The sequence below is a fragment of the Desulfosoma caldarium genome, from assembly GCF_003751385.1.
Lineage (GTDB): Bacteria > Desulfobacterota > Syntrophobacteria > Syntrophobacterales > DSM-9756 > Desulfosoma > Desulfosoma caldarium.
In genome coordinates this window covers 22,242-42,200 of record NZ_RJVA01000012.1, presented here as the reverse complement: position 1 = coordinate 42,200, position 19,959 = coordinate 22,242, and the positions used below count along the sequence as shown (strand labels likewise).

Annotated in this window: 17 protein-coding genes; 6 read left to right on the top strand and 11 right to left on the bottom strand. The window is 57.5% G+C overall.

Going from position 1 to position 19,959, the window contains the following annotated elements:
• Position 1: 1 nt before the first annotated feature.
• From EDC27_RS08400 to EDC27_RS08390, 3 genes are read left to right on the top strand one after another with little or no spacing between them, the layout of a single operon-like run.
• Positions 2-697 carry an HAD family hydrolase gene (locus EDC27_RS08400; protein ID WP_123290188.1) on the top strand — a complete coding sequence of 232 codons (696 nt, stop codon included), beginning with the start codon at positions 2-4 and terminating at the stop codon, positions 695-697.
• Entirely contained in the window at positions 694-1,623 is a 930-nt protein-coding gene (locus EDC27_RS08395) for an esterase/lipase family protein (protein ID WP_123290187.1), read from the top strand. Before EDC27_RS08400 ends, EDC27_RS08395 begins: the two co-directional genes overlap by 4 nt.
• A 19-nt stretch (positions 1,624-1,642) precedes the next feature.
• A complete protein-coding gene (locus tag EDC27_RS08390) occupies positions 1,643-1,888 on the top strand; it encodes a succinate dehydrogenase assembly factor 2 (RefSeq protein ID WP_170161701.1) in 246 nt (81 codons plus the stop codon).
• A gap of 645 nt (positions 1,889-2,533) precedes the next feature.
• On the opposite strand, the gene EDC27_RS08385 is transcribed toward EDC27_RS08390, so the two are convergent.
• From EDC27_RS08385 to EDC27_RS08345, 10 genes are all read right to left on the bottom strand, one after another.
• Positions 2,534-4,621 carry a TRAP transporter permease gene (locus EDC27_RS08385; protein WP_123290185.1) on the bottom strand — a complete coding sequence of 696 codons (2,088 nt, stop codon included), beginning with the start codon at positions 4,619-4,621 and terminating at the stop codon, positions 2,534-2,536.
• Positions 4,609-5,019 carry a hypothetical protein gene (locus EDC27_RS08380; protein ID WP_123290184.1) on the bottom strand — a complete coding sequence of 137 codons (411 nt, stop codon included), beginning with the start codon at positions 5,017-5,019 and terminating at the stop codon, positions 4,609-4,611. The genes EDC27_RS08385 and EDC27_RS08380 overlap by 13 nt, the downstream gene beginning before the upstream one ends.
• A gap of 16 nt (positions 5,020-5,035) precedes the next feature.
• Entirely contained in the window at positions 5,036-6,031 is a 996-nt protein-coding gene (locus EDC27_RS08375) for a TAXI family TRAP transporter solute-binding subunit (protein WP_123290183.1), read from the bottom strand.
• A 178-nt stretch (positions 6,032-6,209) separates the two neighbouring features.
• Positions 6,210-7,766 (bottom strand): acyl-CoA carboxylase subunit beta, encoded by a 1,557-nt coding sequence (locus tag EDC27_RS08370; protein ID WP_123290182.1) that lies wholly within the window; start codon positions 7,764-7,766, stop codon positions 6,210-6,212.
• Between the two features lie 16 nt (positions 7,767-7,782).
• A complete protein-coding gene (gene acd, locus EDC27_RS08365) occupies positions 7,783-8,940 on the bottom strand; it encodes a glutaryl-CoA dehydrogenase Acd (RefSeq protein WP_123290181.1) in 1,158 nt (385 codons plus the stop codon).
• 19 nt (positions 8,941-8,959) lie between these two features.
• On the bottom strand, positions 8,960-9,175 hold the full coding sequence (locus EDC27_RS08360; protein WP_123290180.1) for a biotin/lipoyl-containing protein: 216 nt from the start codon (positions 9,173-9,175) through the stop codon (positions 8,960-8,962).
• 334 nt (positions 9,176-9,509) lie between these two features.
• Positions 9,510-10,595 carry a sodium ion-translocating decarboxylase subunit beta gene (locus EDC27_RS08355; RefSeq protein ID WP_123290526.1) on the bottom strand — a complete coding sequence of 362 codons (1,086 nt, stop codon included), beginning with the start codon at positions 10,593-10,595 and terminating at the stop codon, positions 9,510-9,512.
• Positions 10,596-10,624: 29 nt separating this feature from the next.
• Positions 10,625-10,753 (bottom strand): hypothetical protein, encoded by a 129-nt coding sequence (locus EDC27_RS16760; RefSeq protein ID WP_281273135.1) that lies wholly within the window; start codon positions 10,751-10,753, stop codon positions 10,625-10,627.
• Positions 10,754-10,759: 6 nt separating this feature from the next.
• Entirely contained in the window at positions 10,760-11,962 is a 1,203-nt protein-coding gene (locus EDC27_RS08350; protein WP_123290525.1) for a CaiB/BaiF CoA transferase family protein, read from the bottom strand.
• Positions 11,963-11,994: 32 nt separating this feature from the next.
• Positions 11,995-12,798: an IclR family transcriptional regulator gene (locus EDC27_RS08345; protein ID WP_123290179.1), complete on the bottom strand. Its 804-nt coding sequence runs from the start codon at positions 12,796-12,798 to the stop codon at positions 11,995-11,997.
• Between the two features lie 505 nt (positions 12,799-13,303).
• Here EDC27_RS08345 and secA point away from each other — a divergent pair.
• The 3 genes from secA to EDC27_RS08330 are packed head-to-tail and all read left to right on the top strand — an operon-like array spanning position 13,304 to position 17,575.
• Positions 13,304-15,826, top strand: a complete 2,523-nt coding sequence (gene secA, locus EDC27_RS08340) for a preprotein translocase subunit SecA (RefSeq protein ID WP_123290178.1) — start codon at positions 13,304-13,306, stop codon at positions 15,824-15,826.
• A gap of 11 nt (positions 15,827-15,837) precedes the next feature.
• Positions 15,838-17,073 (top strand): bifunctional glutamate N-acetyltransferase/amino-acid acetyltransferase ArgJ, encoded by a 1,236-nt coding sequence (argJ, locus tag EDC27_RS08335; RefSeq protein WP_123290524.1) that lies wholly within the window; start codon positions 15,838-15,840, stop codon positions 17,071-17,073.
• A gap of 13 nt (positions 17,074-17,086) precedes the next feature.
• Positions 17,087-17,575 carry a peroxiredoxin gene (locus tag EDC27_RS08330; RefSeq protein WP_123290177.1) on the top strand — a complete coding sequence of 163 codons (489 nt, stop codon included), beginning with the start codon at positions 17,087-17,089 and terminating at the stop codon, positions 17,573-17,575.
• 611 nt (positions 17,576-18,186) lie between these two features.
• Here the strand turns inward: EDC27_RS08330 and glgP are convergent.
• Positions 18,187-19,803, bottom strand: coding sequence for an alpha-glucan family phosphorylase (gene glgP, locus EDC27_RS08325; RefSeq protein ID WP_211334831.1), 1,617 nt, complete (start codon positions 19,801-19,803; stop codon positions 18,187-18,189).
• Between the last annotated feature and the right edge of the window lie 156 nt (positions 19,804-19,959).

Here is a 19,959-nt window from a genome sequence, read left to right as displayed (position 1 = left end):
CATGCCTCAGGCCGCTTTTTTCTTCGATATCGGACAGACTCTGGTCACCGGTGCCCCCGCATCCCCACGACGCCTGCTCGGCGCAGCGCTTCACCTTAACGAAGATCAAACCAAAGCGGTGGGCAAGCTCATGATGACCTTGAACGCCGAAAACCCCGAAACCATCAGTGAAGCCATGGCACAGCTGCTGCCTTCCATTGAACGGACCACGCTGGCACGGGAAGTTCGCCGCGTGTGGCATGATCAAATTGCCTGCGTGCGGCAAATCCCCGAAGCCACGCCTCTAATTCGCCGCCTCAAGGAGGCGGGACACTGCGTGGGGCTTATTTCCAACATCTGGCATCCGTTCTTTTTAGGATTTCAAAAAGCCTGCGGGGAAATCGACGCTCTCGTGGACTTTCGGTTTCTCAGCTACCGAGCTGGCGTCAAGAAACCCTCGGAATCGCTTTATCAACAGGCCTTGGGCGCCGCGCGCCGCCATGGCCTTGACCGGTGCTGGATGATCGGCGACTCTTATGAACTGGACATCGCTCCGGCACGCCGCGTCGGCATGCACAGCCTGTGGATTCTGTGCCGGCCGGAAAGGGAGCGACCCGTCCTGGCCGAGATCCTCAACGGTAATATACCGGCTCCCGACGGCTGCGTCCCCGAGCTGAAGGATGTTCTCGGTTTTTTGAAGGAAAGAGGTTGGCTGTGACCGGCGTGCTGTGCTTTCTTCTGGCTTGCATCCTTCTCTTTGCCGCTGTGACCTATATTCTTTTCTGGTATGACACGGCCAACGGAATGACTTCGGACAGTCTACGAAACCGGTTCCAAGGCCGTCCAGGGCGCTGGGTGCTTCGAGGATTTCTGTGGGCCATCTTCGCCCAGACCCTGGCCCTGCTCACCTATCCCCTGGGGCTGCTTCCCGAACGCCAAAAGCGCTCGCGGCGCTTCGACAACGCCGATCCCATCGTCATCACCATTCACGGTCTTTACCATAATCGCAGCGCTTTTCTACCCTTGCATCGGGCCTTAAGGCGGGCGGGCTTTCACGATCTGCGCCCATGGTCTTACGAGAGTTGGGCCGCCGATTTTTTTCAGATTAGCGCACGGCTTGCCCACCACCTGAAAACCTTGCGCCGTGCCGAACCCTTGCGGCCCATTCTGCTCGTGGGCCACAGTCTTGGCGGCCTTCTGGCTCGACACGCCGCCGTCTCTGTCGGCCCCAACACCTTGGCCGGCTGCTTGACGTTGGGCACTCCCCACCAAGGAAGCCGCCTGGCCGTGTTGGCATTCGGGGCACTGGGCCGATCCCTCGGGTATCGAAGCCCGCTCATCGAAAAAATCGAACAACACGAGGCCTCCTTTCCGCCCCAGAACCTTTCATGCGTGGCATTGGCGTCTCCCGTGGACAACATGGTGCTTCCCACGGAGGCTCTGGTGCCCACCTGCTGCCATTGGCGGGTGCGCTGGATGCCGCCCATGAGCCACGTGGCCATGCTGTACCATAAGGCAGTCATTGAGGAAGTCATCGCGTGGGTGAGGGAATGTGTCTCGACTCGAAATGAATGCTCCGGTGAACACGGGGAATCACGAAGCAGGAAGGATTTTTATGGCGACCGACAAGGTTCATTCTCCTGAAAACGAGGCCATAGACAGGATGCGGCGAAGGCTGCGTTACTTATGCCGGCGGCGCGCCACTCAGGAACTGGAACTCATTCTTTCGCGCTTTTGGGAGGATCACGCCAACGAACTCAACGAGCAGGATCTTGTGGAACTCGAAGCCCTTTTGTCCCTGGACGACATGGATTTGCTGGCCATGTGCTTGGGACAAAAGCCTTTTCCCAGCTCATTTCGAGCTGAGCTTACGCGGCGCCTTCTTCCCGCCCACCTGATCAAGCCTTAGCCATGGGTTCACGAACTTCATTTGTGGAAACCACGTACGCCCCCCATCGATGAACCATTTCGCGGCCCATGGCATCCCGCGGGGCTTTCAAAATCACCAGCATTCACACCGCCCACCACACCTCAGAACCGAGACGGTGCAGTATCCTCATGGCCATGAACGCGCCCCCTTCATCTGGCAGGCGCCACCTTCCCTTCTTCTATGGGCGGCCCGTGTCGGATGGAAGGACGACCTTTGTGGCTGCCCGATCACACTCACCCCCCCAGGATCCTTACCCTTTTAATGCCAGGCGCCCTTTCTCGTCACCACTGAAACCCTAAATTTTACCTCAGGCGTGCGCCGTCGGCCCGCATCAATAAGGGCAAGACTTTGACACCCTCCGAAAACGGGTTTTCTGGCGTGGGCAACGCGGGTGACACGGCCGCGCTTTCAGGGGAAGAAGATGAGCTGACCTTCATCCCCCGTCAACGCGCCCTACGGCGCGACGTGGATTCACATGACGCCGCAGGAGCTCTCCAGGAAGCGGTTCGGATCCCCTCAACTTTATCGAAGCGCCGCGTGCTGCCATATCGTGCGGGCACTCTTTTCCAAAGGCGTGATTTGTTCGCCCCATGAGCGTCTTGTCGCGGCGTACCCGCCCCACTCCTACATCGGGTGAGCTTCCGCAACTCTGGGCCGACTCAGCCATGCTCTTGCACCGACGACCAAGGCCACCGAGGCGCTCACTGCATTGAACCAAAGGTGAGGATAGAAAAGCAGCAGCCCGCAGATACCGCTAATCCAACGTTCCACCGTCGATAATCGACGAAACAGGTAGCCCACCACGCCCACATTGAGGAAAATGACGGCTCCGAGGGAGGCCAAATAGCGCAGGGCAATCGCCTGAAACGCCGGCCATCCGGACAGGGTTTCCGTGACGGGAGCAATAAGAAGAGCCGTGCCGCTGAAGGATAAAATAAAGGTGAGCCCGATGAAATACTTGGGCAGGGCCACGCGAGCCGAAAAAACGCCCGTTTTGATGGGGTCCGTTCCCATGACCGCTCCCGCCGCATAGGCCGAAAGGGCCACGGGTGGCGTGACTTCCGCCAGCACGGCAAAATAAAATAAAAACATATGCGTCGCCAACAGAGCCGGCCCTTCCGGAATGCCGGTCATGATGGCCAGTTTTTGAATGGCCGGGGCCGTCAGGGCCGAAGTCAAAACGTAGGTGGCGATGGGCGGCACGCCCATGCCCAAAATGAGGCTGAAAACGCCGGTAAACAGTGCGGCCAAAAGCATACTGGAGCCGCTAATCTTCAACATGACGATGGAGAACTTGGAAGCCAGTCCGCTCAACACCATCATGGACATGATCATGTTGGCGGCGATAACCGCACTGGCAATGTGCAAAAGGGACACGGTCCCTTCTTCCAGGGCTTCCCAGATCTTGGTCACCGGGGGCCGCAACGTGTTGTCCGCATAGGCGAAAAGCAAAAAGAGGCCGATGGCCACGGACACCGTAAGGTTGATTGCAAAGCCCCGATAAATCAAGGTAATGATGACCAATATGGGAATAAAAACATAGCTATAACGCCAGAAATAGGCCCAATTTGTCGTTGACGCCACTTTCAGGTGTGGCAATCCTTCACGGCGCACGTACAATTCGTTGTAGAGCAAGATTCCGAGCAGATAGAGCAGCATGGGGCCCGTGGCCATGAGGATGATCGTGGAATACGGAATAGACAGCAGTTCCACCATGATAAACGAAACGGAGCCCATGACGGGAGGCGTGATGTAGGCGATGGATCCTACCGTGGCGATGACGCCTGCCGCCACGAGGCGGTTGTAGCGCACCTGATCGAAGAGAGGCCTGGTGAGTGTTGCCACAAACTGTGTGTCGGCGGCTCCGGACCCGGAAAACATACCCATGAGCACGGCCATGACGGAACTGGCTCGACCGGGCGACGCGGGGCTGCGGCCCACCAAAAGCAGGGCGATATTGGCAATGATCTTGCCGAATCCCATGTGCGTCACCACCGCCCCAAGCGTGGTGAAATAGATCAAGTACTTCAAGGACACCCCGGTAATGGCACCAAAAATCCCGGCTTCCGTTTCGCAGTACATTTTGCCCAAGAGCATATCGATGCTGAAGCCGGGATTGGCAAAGGTGCCCGGAATGTATTCGCCGTAGAGGTTGTAGAGGATAAAAATCATGACCAGGGTAGGCATAATGGGACCGCTTAAACGAAAGATCACCCCCAGAACCAAAAGAACTTCGGAAAAGGCCATGAAAAGATCCCACGGTTCGGGCATAATGGCCCGATAAATGAGCTTTTCGTACGTGGCCACGAGATAGACGAAGGGCAGAATACTCAACAACCCGCAGAGCACGTTGGCGTAGCGACTCACTTGCGCAACGGCCACCGACACCATGGTCAAAGCCCAGACCACACAGCCCGCCACCTTCAGAAACCAGGGAAGATCCAGGCGCACGAATTCATAGGTGAAAAAACCGGTCATGATGAGCAGGGGAAGAGCGCCCCAAAAGCTTCGTGCTTTGAGCCGATAAATGCAGACCCAATAGCCCAAAAGTGCAATGAGAAACACGTGGGTTGCTCGCTGCACCTGGGTCAAGTCAAGTAACGAAACGTGCAAAGACGACAAGGGCGTGTACGGGTGCACGACGAGGTAGAGATGGTATAATGTCGCGACAATCGCCAGCACGTGCACAAGTCTTCGAATCAAAACGTCCATAGCAACGTCACCTCCAAACAGCCGTCTTGAATCTCCCACCTGTCGTCACCAACGGAGAGCTCGATCCCCTGCATACTGCACAGTTTCAGCGAAGAAGTCGTCTGGCGGGAAAGCAGCGCATCCATGTCATAGGTTCCCGATGTGTAATAGTTTTCCGTCTCTTCGTCCGTTTCTATGGAAAACCGGTCAAACCGGGAAAGCACGCGAAAGTGCACGGTCACCGGCTTGTGGGTCACGGAATTGACAAACTGGAAGCTTCCTCTTTGAAATCGGTGGAAGAACACCACGCGGCTCCGGCCATCCGCGGTGACCACCTGAGCCGGTTTGAGGACAAACCCCGCGGCAAACAGCCCCACTAGTAAAACCGTGCAGCCGATCACCGCAGGGCGCCGGATCATGACGTGGGCATCCTTTCTATTTTACGAGGCCTTTCTCTTTAAAATAGCGCACGGCCCCGGGATGGAACGCAATGGCAGTCTTGCCGACAAAACGCGCCGTGTTTTCTGCCGTGGTGTCCTTGGACGGCTTGACCGAAGCATGAAGTGTTTGCAAGTTCTCAAAAACGGTTTTTGTGATGGTGTAGGCCAGATCCTCGGGAAGGCTTTCCGGTGCCATGAACATGTTCCAAAACGCCAAAGTGGGCACATCCTCCTTTAAACCGTAAACGTCCTTAGGAATCACAGTCGGGTCAGCCAGCCCCTTAAACTCTTTCATGAAGGCCGCCACGCCGGGGTCCGTTTCCGCCAAGGGCACCAGCGCCAAATTCATGCCCTTGCGCTTCAAAGTGTTGGCCAATTCCACAATGCTTCCCGTCGGTAGCCCGCCGGACCAGAAATAGGCGTCAATGGTGCCATTGACCAGCGCCTCAGCCGATTCCTTGGCTCCAAGTCTTTCCCATTTCTTGAAGTTTTCCGGTTCAATCCCCGCGGCCTTGAGCAGGTTCAAGGCCGTGAATTCGGTGCCGCTGCCCGGAGCGCCCGGAGAAACACGCTTGTTCTTAAGGTCTGCCAGGCTCTTGATTCCGGACTGGTCTGTGGTGACGATGTGCAGGAAGTTAGGGTACATCATCCACAAAATACTGGCCTTGACCGGCTTTTCGGCAAACTTCTCATGCTTTCCGGTGACGGTGAAATAGGCCGTGTCCGGAAGCACGGTGGCCAGAAAGTAAGTTTTCTTGTCCGGGTTTGTCTTGTCCCGAATGAGAAGCATGTTGTCGACGGAGGCCGCCGTCTGAATGGCCGTGGCCGGGACGGCATTGTTCTTGGTCAGAATTTCGGCAATCTGTGTTCCATAGTAATAGTAGACGCCGCCGATGCCTCCCGTGGCCACAAGAACCTTGGCCGACTCGGCCTGCGCCTGCCCGATAAAAAGTCCCAAGACCAGCATGCCCACCAACGCAAGTTTCCTCATCGTCCTCTCCTTTCTTTTGACCTGCCCTGCTGCTTTGTCCCGAACAGCCCACGCCGTTCGGACCCGCCAACGACTTATAGAAATCCCGTACAATTTTTGCCGACTCAAAACAACCTTCTTTGATCAACAAAAAAGGGGAAAGGCGTCCTTGCGGCGGAACTCTTCCCCTCCATAGGCGTCACACAGGCGTGATCCCGTGCTTGCGATCGGGCCCTTCTTCGTCCTTGTCCAGGGTCATTTCCAACCCCTTGATAAGGCGTCGGCGCAGTTCCGCCGGCATGATAATGTCATCCACGTGCTGCAGCCCGGCCGCATAGGTGGGATTGACGTAGCGCTCCATGAATTCCGCTTCCCGCTCGGCTCGCACCTTTTCGGGATCCTGTGCGGCGGCGATTTCCTTGCGAAACAAAATGTTCACCGCGCCTTGAGGGCCCATAAGGCAGATTTCGGCGGTGGGCAAGGCAAAAACCAGGTCCGCACCCAGATCCTTGCTGCACATGGCCAGGTATCCTCCTGCGTAGGCCTTGCGCACAACGCAGGTGATCTTCGGCACGGTGGCTTCCGCGTAAGCGTACAGCATCTTGGCCCCGTGGCGAATGATCCCGTTGTGTTCGGAGCGAGTGCCGATGAGAAAGCCCGGCACATCCTGCAAACTGATGAGCGGAATATTGAAAGCATCGCAGAACCGAATAAAACGGGATCCCTTGTCGGCGGCATTGTAGTCCAGAGCGCCGTTATATTTCATGGGATTGTTGGCCACCACGCCCACCACGTGGCCGTTGAGGCGGGCAAAACCGATGATGAGGTTTTGGGCAAATTCCTTTTTGAGTTCAAAGAAACTTCCCCGATCAAACACCACTTCGATGACCCGGCGCATGTTGTAGAGCTTTTTCTGGTCCGTGGGAATGATTTGCTCCAGTTCCTCGGTTTCACGATCCGCACGGTCCTCGGGTTCCTCATAGGGCGGCGCCTCCTTGTTGTTCAACGGCAAGTAGGACAGCAAGCGGCGCGTCTGCTCCAAGCATTGGCGATCATCGGCCATGGTGCCGTCCGACACCCCCGTGATCCGCCCATGCACCTTGGGCCCACCCAAGGACTGTTCGTCGGTCTTTTCGTAGACCACCGCTTCCACCAAGGGTGGCCCGGCAATGAACATGGAACTGGTCTTGTCCACCATGAAAATGAAGTCCATAAGCGCCGGCGAGTAGGCCTGGCCGCCGGCCACAGGGCCCATGATAAGGGCAATCTGGGGCACGACTCCCGAAGCGGCCACATGGCGGTAAAACAACTGGCCATACTGGGAAAGCGCCCCCATCTGTTCGGTCACGCGGGCGCCGCCCGAATCGTTGATACCCACCACGGGGTAGCCGTACTTGCGAGCCATGTCAATAATCTTACAGATCTTGCGCCCATGCCGCTCACCAAAGGTTCCGGCCACCACGGTAAAATCCTCGGCGTACACCATGCACCCTCGGCCGTTCACTTCCCCGTAGCCGATGATGACGCCGTCGGCGGGCAGCTCCCTTTTGTCCAGACCGTAATCTCGCCCAATGTGCTTGGCAAAAAGGTCCACTTCTTCAAATGTCCCGGGATCAAACAAGAGATCGATGCGTTCCCGGGCCGTGAGCTTGCCCTTGGCATGCTCCTTGGCCTGAAGTTCCGCCCCCCCGCCGGCTCGCAGCCGTTGCCGCTCGGCCTGAAACTTTTCCGTCAGATCTTTCCACTCCGGTGCCATAACCCCCTCGCTCCTTTTATCGGTTCGGCTGATGGCCGCAGGTAATGCCGGCAATGATCATCTTCTGCACATTGCTCGTCCCTTCCACAACCTGGTAGGATTTGGCATCCCTGTAGTACCGCTCGATGGGGTATTCCGTGGAAAACCCGTAGGAACCGAAGATCTTCATGGCCTCATTGGCCGCGCGCACCGCACACTCTGATGCAAAAAACTTGGCGATGGACGTCTGCAGCTGGTTGGGCTTGCCTTGGTCTTTGAGGTAGGCGGCATGGTAGACAAGCCATTTGGCCGCTTCATGCTCCGCGGCCATTTCGGCGATCTGCGCCTGAATCATTTGGTAGGTGGAAATGGGATTGCCAAACTGAGTCCGCTCATTGGCGTATTTGACGGCCAGTTCCAAGCACGCTCCCGAAACCCCCAAAGCCCCGGCGGCACAGCTGAGGCGCGTGTTATTGAGCATCCACATGCAAATTTTGAACCCTTCGCCCACCTGGCCCAAAACGGCGTCCTTGGGAATCTTGGCCCCGTCAAAGATCAGCTCTCCCGTGGGCGAACAGTGCAGCCCCAGCTTGGATTCGATGGCGCGGCGTTCGATGTTGGGGTTGTTGGCCACATCCACGATGAAACAGGTCATGCCCTTGTACTTCTTGTCCCTGTCCGTGTAGGCGTAGACTAGACCCACATCGGCCACGGGCGCATTGCTGATCCACATCTTTTGGCCGTTCAGCTCCCAATGGTCGCCCATGTCCTTTGCCGTGGTGCGCATGCCCGCCACGTCCGATCCGGCGTTGGGTTCGGTGATGGCAAAAAAGCCGATCTTTTCCCCGGAAACCCATTCAGGAATATATTTTTTCTTCTGCTCTTCCGTTCCGAACTGGTTCACGGTGATGGCCGGACCGATGTTCTGCATATTAAATGGCACGCGCCAGGATGGTGAAACTTTGGCGATCTGTTCAGTCATCAACACCGATTCCATGAAACCCATGCCGTTGCCACCATATTCTTCGGGAATGCAACAGCCAAAGAAGCCCAGTTCCCCCATCTTTTTCAGCCGTTCTCGGTTGAACACATGGTTCCGCTCTTCGTCCTCAACGGTGGGAAGAATATCTTTTTCGGCGAAACGGCGCGCCTGCTCTTGCACCATGCGTTGTTCTTCGGTGAGTTCAAACTGCATGAGCGTCCCCCTTTGCGGATTATTCAATGACGAGCAAAACGTCGTCTTCTTCCACTCGGTCGCCTTCGGAAACCTTGATTTCCTTGACCACACCGCTGCACGGCGCGTGCACGGAGGTTTCCAGCTTCATGGATTCCATCACGAGCACCTCGTCGTCTTCCTGCACCGCGTCGCCGGCCTTGACTTTGATCTTCAAAATCTTGCCCACCATCGGGGCCAAAACGTCTTCTGCCATGGGAATCCTCCTTGTGGTCCGTGAAAGTTACAAAACCTAGGTCTTTGACGGAAGAAATGCTCCTTATATTAAAACCTGCTTGAGAAGCCGATCTGTTGGAGCGGCGCAAGCCGCGACATTCCCTCGCGCTTCTCGGCGCTTCGACTTTTCGCCATCTCCGGCGGTCTTATGGCCGCGCCAACTTACCTCGAATCCAAGGTTCCCGCAGGGTTATCGACTCCCGCCTGCGCGTGAGTGACCGCAAACGCCGAGTTTGACCCCACAGTCCCTATAAAAGCTTCCGCCGTCGGCGGAACGACGACTTTGCCATTTCTCGGTAACTCTTCTTGCCGGCTCATTGAAGCATGGAAAGAAACACGCCCGCTGCCAAAATGGTTCCGATGACACCGGCAATGTTCGGCCCCATGGCAAACATGAGTAGGTAATTCTTCTTGTTGGCCTCACTGCCCACTTGGTGCACCACGCGAGCCGACATGGGCACGGCGGAAACACCCGCCGCGCCGATCAGGGGGTTAATCTTGTCCTTAAGGAACAAGTTCATGAACTTGGCAAAAAGCACTCCACAGGCCGTGCTCACCGCAAAGGCCACTAGGCCGAGGAGAAAGATGTAAACGACCTTCGGTTGCAAGAAAGTGGCGGCGTTCATGGTGGCGCCGACCGATAGGCCCAGGAAGATGGTCACGATGTTCATGAGCTCATTCTGGGCCGCGCCGGCCAAGCGTTCCACAACACCCGATTCACGAAAGAGGTTACCCAGCATAAACATGACCATGAGCGGCGCCGAGGCGGGCACTACCAGGACCGTGACCAAAGTGGCAACGATGGGAAATAGGATCCGTTCCAGCTTGGGCACCTTGCGCGATTTCTTCATGACCATGGCCCGCTCGGCCGGATTCGTCAGCAGTTTCATAACCGGCGGCTGAATGATGGGCACAAGGGCCATGTAGGAGTAGGCGGCCACGGCACAGCTGCCCAACATGTGCGGCGCCAGCCTCGTCGCTAAATAAATGCTGGTGGGACCGTCGGCACCGCCGATGATGCCCGTGGTGGCCGCTTCCGGTAAGGTCATGCCCAGAAGGCGTGCGACGAAAAAGGTGAGGTAAACCCCGACCTGAGCGCCCGCTCCCAAAAAGATTAAGGAAGGCCGTGCCAGCATGGGGCCGAAATCCGTCATGGCGCCCAAGCCTAGAAAGATAACCGGAGGAATAACTTCCCACTGCAGGCCGTAATGGTAAAAGCGCCACAGAAGGCCTTCTCCCGGTTCCATCAGACCGGTCAGGGGAAGATTGGCCACCAAAATGCCGAACCCGATGGGCAACAGCAACAAGGGTTCAAACTGTTTAGCAATGGCCAAGTACACCAACACCGCGGCCACCACCCACATGAAAACCATACCGGGCGTGACCGCGAAAAGGCCCATGTGGGTCAACAAATCCAGAGGTCCTCCGTTCACGACTGTTCCTCCTTGGCCATGCGGGCCACAAGCCACGCTAAAAAATGCATGGCCCCGTAGAGCACACCCATGCCCAGGAAAACCCCCAGCACTCCGTTGGCAAAAATGATCAGCGCCTCACCCATCGTATCTCACACCACCCCCTGTTCCCTCAGCCGACAAATGTCTTCCTGCGAATACCCGAGCACCTGCTGAAGCACTTCTTCCGTGTGCTCGCCCAACAGGGGCGGGTGCCTGTCGATGACACACGGCGTGTCCGAAAACTTCATGGGACTCGCCACCAGCTTCACGGATCCGGCCGTCGGGTGGGGCACTTCGGCCACCATGTTTCGAGCGAGCACCTGAGGGTCGGCAAAAACCCGATCCAACGTGTTGATGGGCCCGCAGGGAATTTTCAGCCGATCCAGAGCCTCCAACCACTCGTCGCCGGTCTTTTGCAACATGGCTTGAGCCACCAGAGGGATGAGCTCCTTGCGGTGAATGACCCGCTGAGGGTTGGTGGCAAAACGAGGATCGTTGGCCAAGGATTCCAGGCCGGCCAAACGGCAAAAATCCTGCCACTGCCGGTCGTTACCCACCGCAAGGGCAATGTAGGTTCCGTCCTTGCACTTAAACGGCTCGTAGGGCACGATATTGGGATGAGCGTTCCCGTAGCGCTTTGGGATTTCTCCGGAAACCAAATAGTTGCTGCCCACGTTGGCCAGCCAGGCCACCACGGCATCCAAAAGGGCCACATCGATATATTGACCTCGGCCTGTTAAGGTTCTGTGGTAAAGGGCCGCGAGAATGGCGCTGCAGGCAAACAGTCCGGCCGTGATGTCTACAATGGCCACACCCACTTTCATAGGAGGACCGTCCGGATCCCCGGTGATGCTCATGATGCCGCCCATGCCCTGAATCATGAAATCATAGCCGGGCTTGTCCTTATAAGGACCATTTTGGCCAAATCCCGTGATGGAACAATAAATCAAACGCGGATTGATCTTTTGAAGGTCCTCGTAGCCGAGGCCCATTTTGGGCAACGTGCCCACCTTGTAGTTTTCAATGAGAATGTCGCTTTGGGAAGCCAAAGAACGAATGATGCGCCGCCCTTCTTCCTTTTTCAAATCCACCGTGATGCTGCGCTTGTTGCGATTGACACACAGGTAATAGGCGGCTTCGCCACCGGCTTCCGGCGGTCCCCACTGGCGGGTGTCGTCGCCCACGCCGGGGCGCTCCACCTTGATCACATCCGCTCCCATGTCCCCCAACATCATAGAACAATACGGCCCGGCCAGAACCCGCGACAAATCCAACACCTTGATTCCACTCAACGCCTTGGCTCGCTGCGTCATGCACCCTCCTTTTTCCTCATCCACCCCTTCCATCACCCCTGACCGCTCTCATGGGCCACGGGATAACTTCCACGCCAGCCCATCCGCTGCGAAAGCTCCTTGCCTGCGCGCAACAGTTGATCAAGGCACCGCTTCTTATGCTCCGAGTCCTTGAAACGCAGTTCGGGCAACGCCATGCTAAGCGCCGCCAGCACATGGCCGTTATGGGAGAAGATGGGAACACTCAGAGATCCCAACCCCAAGGTGCGCTCCGCCAAGCTTTCCGCCCAACCCCGGTCACGGATGGCCGCGATCTCCGCCATGAGCTTTTCCGAGTCCACCAAAGTGTTGGGTGTCAAAGGAATGGGGCGCACCTCGGCCAAATACGCATCCACGAAGGCCTTGGGAGCGAAAGCCAAAAGGCACTTGGAAGACGCTCCGGCATAGAGCGGGGAACGGTTGCCCACGGGCATGCCGGCCTTGAGGGATTGGCTGGATTCCACGCTGTCCACGCAGAGCCTCTCGCGCCCGTCCAGCACATTGAGGTGCACCGTTTCGCCCGTTTCCAAACTCAGCCGGCGCATGACGGGTCCCGCTTCCTGCACAACGCCATGCTGGCTCTGCAAAACCTCCAGGAACCGATAGTAAATGGTTCCCAGCCTGTACTGTTGGGTCCGAGGATCTTGGTCGATGAAGTGGTAGGCCTTTAAGGTCTTCAATAACCTTTGAATCGTCGCGGGACTAAATCCCAAATGGGTCGCCAGTTCACGCACACCCCAGCGCGGCCGGTCCACTTGAAAAGCTAACAGGACCTGAAGCGCTTTTTCTATGGCGTTTGGCTGTCCCGATCGTTTCATTATACACAACACCGTTTTTTTCTATAACAGCTACCAGACCTTTTCTTCACGTGTCAAGCTTTTCTTCGACGTCGACGCCTGGGCTGTGTTGCGCACCGTTGCGGAAATCCCCCAGGCCGACACGGCCTGAACGTCACGGGCCAAAAAACGCTAATGGTGCGTTGACTGAATCTTTGGCTGTTCGAGCACTGTGCCCACAGAGAGAGGCGTGGCGGGCGTCGAAAGCAAAAAGTAAAAGCCCTCTGGACGGTTTGCACTCCATGCGCCGCAGCCGGCCGCCCTGCGAGACTGTTCAAAGGCCAAAGCTTTCTACCCTGTGGGACTCATCAAACTCTGATCCCACGGATTGATGACCCCACACATTGATGTTCTGGCATAAATCAAGGTATGACCCCACAGCAGGCGCTTCCGATCCCTGCGTTGAATTTCCTGACCTTGTGCGTTATAGAACCGGGGCGGCGGCCGCACAGGCCGCCTTGAACTTCACCCAAGGAGAAAACCCACCATGATCGGTGCCCTTTTGAAAAAGGTTTTTGGCACACAAAACGAGCGTAATCTCAAACGCATCGCCCCTCTCGTGGATGCCGTCACCCAGTGGGAGCCGTCCTTGAGAAAGCTCAGCGATCAGGCTCTGCAGGCCAAGACCGTGGAATTCCGAGAACGGGTGGCCCGCGGAGAACCTTCGGATGATCTGTTGCCCGAAGCCTTTGCCGTGGCCCGCGAAGCCGCCACACGCACCTTGGGCATGCGCCCTTTTGATGTGCAGATCATCGGCGGTATCGTCTTGCATCAAGGCAAGATCGCCGAAATGAAAACCGGTGAAGGCAAGACTCTTGTGGCCGTCATGCCGGTCTATCTCAATGCCCTCACCGGGCGCGGCGTCCACGTGGTCACGGTCAACGACTACCTGGCCAAGCGGGACAGTGAGTGGATGGGAACGGTTTACAAGTTCCTGGGCCTTTCGGTGGGCTGCATCGTCCACGGTTTGGACGATCGGGAACGCAAGGCGGCTTACAATTGTGATGTGACCTATGGCACTAACAATGAGTTCGGGTTCGATTATCTCAGGGACAACATGAAATTTCGCCTGGAAGACATGGTGCAGCGGGAGCTCCACTACGCCATCGTGGATGAAGTGGACAGCATTCTCATCGACGAGGCGAGAACCCCTCTCATCATTTCCGGCCCAGCCGAAAAGTCCACCCAGCTTTACGTGCGGGTCAACCGCATCATTCCGCACCTTAAGCCCGAGGTTCACTACACCAAGGATGAGAAAAGCCGTACGGTGACTCTGACTGAAGAAGGTGTTGCCGCCGCCGAATCTCTGCTCGGCGTGGAAAACCTCTACGACCCTAGAAACATGGATCTGCTGCACCATGTGCAGCAAGCCCTACGGGCGCACACCCTCTTTCAAAAGGACGTGGATTATATTGTCAAAGATGGCAAGGTGATCATTGTCGACGAATTTACCGGGCGGCTCATGCCCGGCCGCCGTTACAGCGACGGGCTACATCAGGCTCTGGAAGCCAAGGAAGGCGTGCGGGTGGAAAACGAAAACCAGACCCTGGCTTCCATCACTTTTCAAAATTACTTTCGCATGTACAAGAAGCTGGCGGGCATGACCGGCACTGCGGATACGGAAGCGGAAGAATTCGCCAAAATTTATAACTTGGAAGTGGTCGTTATTCCCACTCACAAGCCCATGATTCGCACGGACCATCCCGACTGTATCTACCGAACCGAACGGGAAAAATTTCAGGCGGTGGTTCAGGAAATCAAGGAACTTCACGCCCAGGGCCGCCCCGTGCTTGTGGGCACGGTGAGTATCGACAAGTCGGAAAGGCTCAGCCGCATGCTCAAGCGTGAGGGCATTCCTCACCAGGTGCTCAACGCCAAGCACCACGAAAAGGAGGCGGAAATCGTGGCCAAGGCGGGCCAAAAGGGCGCCGTGACCATTTCCACCAACATGGCCGGACGCGGTACGGATATCGTTCTGGGACCGGGCGTGGCGGAATTGGGAGGCTTGCACATTTTGGGAACGGAACGCCACGAAGCCCGACGCATCGACAATCAGCTGCGCGGCCGTGCAGGCCGTCAAGGCGACCCCGGTTCCTCCCGGTTTTACCTTAGCCTGGAAGACGACCTCATGCGCATCTTTGCCGCCGACCGCATCTCGGGTCTGATGCATCGCATCGGCATGGAGGAAGGGGAGCCCATTGAGCATCGGTTGGTGACGAGGGCCATTGAAAACGCTCAAAAGCGCGTGGAAGCCCACAATTTCAGTATTCGCAAGCATCTTCTGGAATATGACGATGTCATGAACCAGCAGCGCGAGGTGATCTACCGCCAACGCCGGGAAGCCCTCAAGGGCGGAAACCTCAAGCCCACCATCATGGACATGGCTGAAGACCTCCTGCTGGACATCATCGAATCCACGACGGACGAGAAATCCTACGCCGAAGATTGGAACGTGGAGGGGCTGAGGACGGAAGTGCAGCGTTTGTTCGGGCCGGGGCTGGTGCCATCGGATGCCGAGATGGCCGACATGACCCCACAAGACCTGAAAGAACTCCTCTGGCAGCGGGTCCAAGAAAAGTATGACGCCAGGGAGCGGGAATTCGGCGAAACCCTCATGCGGGATCTGGAAAACTACGTGCTTCTCCAGACCCTCGACAGCCTCTGGAAAGACCATCTGCTCAACATGGACCACCTGAAGGAAGGCATTGGACTTCGAGGTTACGCCCAGCAGGATCCACTGGTGGCCTACAAGCGAGAAGCCCATGCGCTGTTCGATGACATGATTCATCGGCTCAAAGAAGAAACCGTGCGCATCTTGTTCCACGTGCAGATTCGTCAGGAAGAAGAGGTCCAGCAGCTTCGCCAGCAACACGAGAACCAACCCATGTATTATGGCCCGGCCGACGGCCCGCGGGCACCTCAAACCGTCAAGAAGGGCAAAAAGGTGGGCCGCAATGATCCGTGTCCGTGCGGAAGCGGCAAGAAATACAAGAAATGTTGCGGAAAGTGAGGCGAAAGCCCATGAACCAAGAGCCCAGTGCGGAAACGGTGCAGCGGGGGAATTTTCACGTGCCGGGATTTCGCGTGGCCTCGGCCATGAGCGGCATGCGCTACAGGAATCGGCCGGATTGCGCGCTCATAATGAGCGACGTTGCGGCGGCCGCCGCCGGTGTCTTCACGCAGAACCGGTTCTGCGCCGCACCCGTGGTTTTGTGCAAAGAACACTTGGACGCGGCCCACGGGCGTGCTCGAGCGGTCCTCATCAATGCGGGCATTGCCAACGCGTGCACGGGAGAAGAAGGCATTCGGCGGGCCCGCCAGAGCGCTCAGCGGCTGGCGACTCTGCTGGGCATCCCTTACCGGGAAGTCCTCGTCGCTTCCACGGGCGTCATCGGCCCTCAGTTGCACCTTGAGGCTCTGGACCACGTACTTCCCCAGCTCATCGCCACCCTACACCCCGAAGGATGGCTTGATGCCGCGCGGGCCATCATGACCACGGACACGGTGCCCAAAACGGCTTGGGCTCGCACGCAGGTTGCCGGGACCACGATCACGTGCGGCGGCATGGCTAAAGGCTCCGGAATGATCTCGCCCGACATGGCCACCATGCTCGCCTTTGTGGTCACAGACGCGGCCCTTGCGCCAAACGTTCTCAGATACTGGCTCACCGAATCCGTCAACCGGTCCTTCAACCGCATCACTGTGGATGGCGACACCAGCACCAATGACACGGTTCTGGTCCTGGCCAGCGGCGCAGCGGGTCATGCCATCATCACCGACTCCTCATCGCCGGAAGCCGAGAACTTCGGCGCCCTGCTCACTCGAGTCTGCCTGGATCTCGCGCAACAGATCGTTCGAGACGGCGAAGGGGCCACTAAGTTCGTGGCCGTGACGGTGCGCGGCGCCAAAAGTCGACAGCGGGCTCTGGCCGTCGCGCGCACCGTGGCCAATTCCCCACTGGTTAAGACCGCCCTGTTCGGCCAAGACGCCAACTGGGGCCGAGTCGTCGCCGCGGCAGGCCGTTCCGGCGTGGATTTCGACCCCGACCGTGTGAGCCTGTATTTTGATAACGTGTGCATTTTCAAGAACGGTCAGCCCGTGGCGGACGAGACCCTCGAAGCCAAAGCATCGGCCGTGCTTCGACAAAAGGACATTTGTATGACCTTAGAACTGGGAGAAGGGAACGCGTCGGAGACGGTGTACACATGCGATTTTTCCTACGATTACGTGAAGATTAACGCCGATTATCGTTCATAGAAGGAGCCCGCCCATGAGTGCCTCGACCAAACCCACCGCGCTGGCCCTTGAAGAGGCCGTGCCGTCCTTTTCCCTGCTGGATCAAGACGGCAATGTGGTCCGCCCGGAAGACTTTGCCGGTAGCCAACTGTTCATCTTCTTTTATCCTCGAGCGAACACCGGGGGCTGCACCGCCCAGGCCGTCGCCGTACAAGAGGTCTTGCCCCAGCTTAGCGCTCTGGGGGTTAAAGTCCTCGGCATCAGTCCCGATTCCCCGACAGCGCAGAAACGTTTCGCCGAAAAACACGGCCTACGGTATCCCTTGCTTTCCGATGCGGACCACCTGGTCGCCGAAGCTTTTGGCGTCTGGAGAGAAAAGCAGGTTCGAGGCAAGAAGGTTCAAGGCATCGTGCGCTCCGCTTTTCTCTTTGATGAAGCCGGAATTCTGAAAAAGGCTTGGTCCCCCGTCTCGCCCAAGGACACGGTGCCCAAGCTCATGGAAGCCCTGAGGACCACTGCTTAATGCAGAAAAAGCATACCCAAAGGCGCGCCTTTTGGAGAGCTGGGGAGCGAAGACTTTGGGCAGCCTTCGGGCTCCCAGATGCTCAGAAGCGACAGATGGGGGCTACGGATTCCTCGGGCGTGACGGATTGGGGTGGGGGGTTGAGAGGCCCGCTTTCGCGGGAATGACGAGAGGGGACTGCGGGCTCGCGCGTGCCCGCAACTGACACAGCGTTTGCTTTCTTCACCAGCAGATCACATCTCGGCCGACCATCGGCACCTCGCGAGGTGCCGCGGGGACTCGAAACACGCACGCCGCTCTGGTTCGAAGGGACGGCTTTGACTTTCCGAAAACAAGCGGACCACCAGGCCGCGGTCCCTCCGCTGCCGAAGGCTTGGCCGTGCCTTGGGACGATGGCCCGGGATTGCCTGCCAACGAACGGAGAGTCCAGGAGCCGTCCGTCTGAAGGATCGGGCGCCGGCAGCCCTTTAAGTCCACCCACCGACAAATCATCGTGCCTCGGGGCGCTCCGACCCATCACATCTCACGAGGCGCCCTCCCCCATCGTGCCTCGGGGCATTCCGACCAGATGAAGCCGAACATGGCGCCGAAAAGCCATTGTTCAGCAGACCCTAGAGGTAGTACTTGTGCAGGTAGTCCAGCACCATCCGATGGGTGTTGAACACGGGGCAGACGTCGGCCATGGAATTTTTCATGATTTGTACCCAGTGCTTGGGGTTCGCATAGTAGGTGGTCACCATGTCGTCGATATCCCGATACAGATCGGCGGCTGCTTCTTCGTCGCTCTGGTCCTCATCGTCGCCGACGGCCCAGCCGTTCTGGCGATCCCGACAGGCTTCCCGCCACCACCCGTCCAAAACACTCATGTTGACGCCCCCGTTAAAGCACACCTTCATGCCACTGGTGCCGCAGGCTTCTCGAGGGCGGCGCGGTGTGTTGAGCCACACGTCGGTGCCTTGAGTCATGAGCGCGCCGAGCCAGATGTTGTAGTTGGGCACATAGACGATGCGAAGCTTTTCTTCGTATTGCTTGGCAATGTGCACGATTTCCTTGATGAGTTCCTTGCCGGCGCCGTCCTGAGGGTGCGCCTTGCCGGCAAAAATATATTGGACACGGTCGTGGGAAAGGTTCACCAGGTATTCCAGGTCGGTGAGGATCAAGGTGGCCCGCTTATAGGACGCCGCACGGCGCGCAAAACCCACGGTGAGAAGCTCTTCACTGAAGCCTGCGCCGGAGATGGCATTGATGTAACTGATTAGGCGCTTTTTGGCCGCTTTCTTGGCTTCGCGCACCGCATCGTCGGGAATGGTTCGCGCTTTGGCCAAATGCTGCGGCTGTTCGCGCCATCCCGGGCAATACTGGTCGTAGAGTGCCTGAAACTCAGGGCCCGTCCACATCAGATGGTGCACACCGTTGGTGATGTGCCCGATGTCAAAACCCGGAAACATCTCACGAGACACTTCCCCATGCAGTTCGCTGACCCCGTTGCTGGCCCGCGATAGGTTCAGGGCCAACACGGTGGTGTTGAGGGCATCCTGTCCCGCCAGGTCTCGAATGTTGGGCGGCATGTAGTCCTGAAGGACCGCTTCGGCCATGGCGTAATCGAAAGTATCATGGCCTGCGGGCACAGGCGTGTGGGTGGTGAAGACACACTTTTCCCGAACCCGCTCCACGTTGCCACCGGCATCCTTGAGCAGGGCCAGGGTGAGAAAGACAGCGTGGCCTTCGTTCATGTGGTAGGTGGTAATGCCGGGTTCGAGTTTTTTGAGGACCATGTAGCCGCCGATGCCTAGCACCGCTTCCTGACAGATGCGCGTGTGCTTATCGCCGCCGTAGAGATAATGGGTGATCATACGGTCTTCGGGGCGGTTCGTGGGGAGGTCCGTGTCCAAAAAATACACGGGAATTCGGCCCTTTTGGCCTACCTGGTTGTACTTCCACACCCCCACGTGTACATGGCGCCCTTCCATGGGCACCGTCACCTTGAAGGGCAAGGGCTCCATAAAGGCTCGAGGATCGAAGTAGGGGTAAAGCTCTTCCTGTTGGCCCAGGGCATTGATCTGTTGAATGAAATAGCCCCTTTTGTACAAAAGGGTCACGGCCACCAAAGGAATGTTGAGATCCGCCGAGGACTTGATGTGATCCCCAGCCAAAATGCCAAGCCCCCCACTGTAGGTGGGAATGTGTTCGCTGAGCCCTACTTCCATGCTGAAATACGCGATCTTCATGCATGCCTCCATCGTCCGTATTCGCCGCCAAGCTCCCTCAGGTGACCCGTCTTCCTTTATCGAAGAAACGCTCCGGAGGCAAGGCACAACGAGACTTCCAAATGCACACGGACCCTTGAACCGACTTGCACAAGCGCAAGGCAAGTTGTTGACAAA

Coding starts and splice junctions, on each gene's coding strand:
- EDC27_RS08400 (WP_123290188.1), top strand. CDS start 2: ATGCCTCAGGCCGCTTTTTTCTTCGATATCGGACAGACTCTGGTCACC.
- EDC27_RS08390 (WP_170161701.1), top strand. CDS start 1,643: ATGCGGCGAAGGCTGCGTTACTTATGCCGGCGGCGCGCCACTCAGGAA.
- EDC27_RS08385 (WP_123290185.1), bottom strand. CDS start 4,621: ATGGACGTTTTGATTCGAAGACTTGTGCACGTGCTGGCGATTGTCGCG.
- EDC27_RS08380 (WP_123290184.1), bottom strand. CDS start 5,019: ATGATCCGGCGCCCTGCGGTGATCGGCTGCACGGTTTTACTAGTGGGG.
- EDC27_RS08375 (WP_123290183.1), bottom strand. CDS start 6,031: ATGAGGAAACTTGCGTTGGTGGGCATGCTGGTCTTGGGACTTTTTATC.
- EDC27_RS08370 (WP_123290182.1), bottom strand. CDS start 7,766: ATGGCACCGGAGTGGAAAGATCTGACGGAAAAGTTTCAGGCCGAGCGG.
- acd (WP_123290181.1), bottom strand. CDS start 8,940: ATGCAGTTTGAACTCACCGAAGAACAACGCATGGTGCAAGAGCAGGCG.
- EDC27_RS08360 (WP_123290180.1), bottom strand. CDS start 9,175: ATGGCAGAAGACGTTTTGGCCCCGATGGTGGGCAAGATTTTGAAGATC.
- EDC27_RS08355 (WP_123290526.1), bottom strand. CDS start 10,595: ATGGGCCTTTTCGCGGTCACGCCCGGTATGGTTTTCATGTGGGTGGTG.
- EDC27_RS16760 (WP_281273135.1), bottom strand. CDS start 10,753: ATGGGTGAGGCGCTGATCATTTTTGCCAACGGAGTGCTGGGGGTTTTC.
- EDC27_RS08350 (WP_123290525.1), bottom strand. CDS start 11,962: ATGACGCAGCGAGCCAAGGCGTTGAGTGGAATCAAGGTGTTGGATTTG.
- EDC27_RS08345 (WP_123290179.1), bottom strand. CDS start 12,798: ATGAAACGATCGGGACAGCCAAACGCCATAGAAAAAGCGCTTCAGGTC.
- secA (WP_123290178.1), top strand. CDS start 13,304: ATGATCGGTGCCCTTTTGAAAAAGGTTTTTGGCACACAAAACGAGCGT.
- argJ (WP_123290524.1), top strand. CDS start 15,838: ATGAACCAAGAGCCCAGTGCGGAAACGGTGCAGCGGGGGAATTTTCAC.
- EDC27_RS08330 (WP_123290177.1), top strand. CDS start 17,087: ATGAGTGCCTCGACCAAACCCACCGCGCTGGCCCTTGAAGAGGCCGTG.
- glgP (WP_211334831.1), bottom strand. CDS start 19,803: ATGAAGATCGCGTATTTCAGCATGGAAGTAGGGCTCAGCGAACACATT.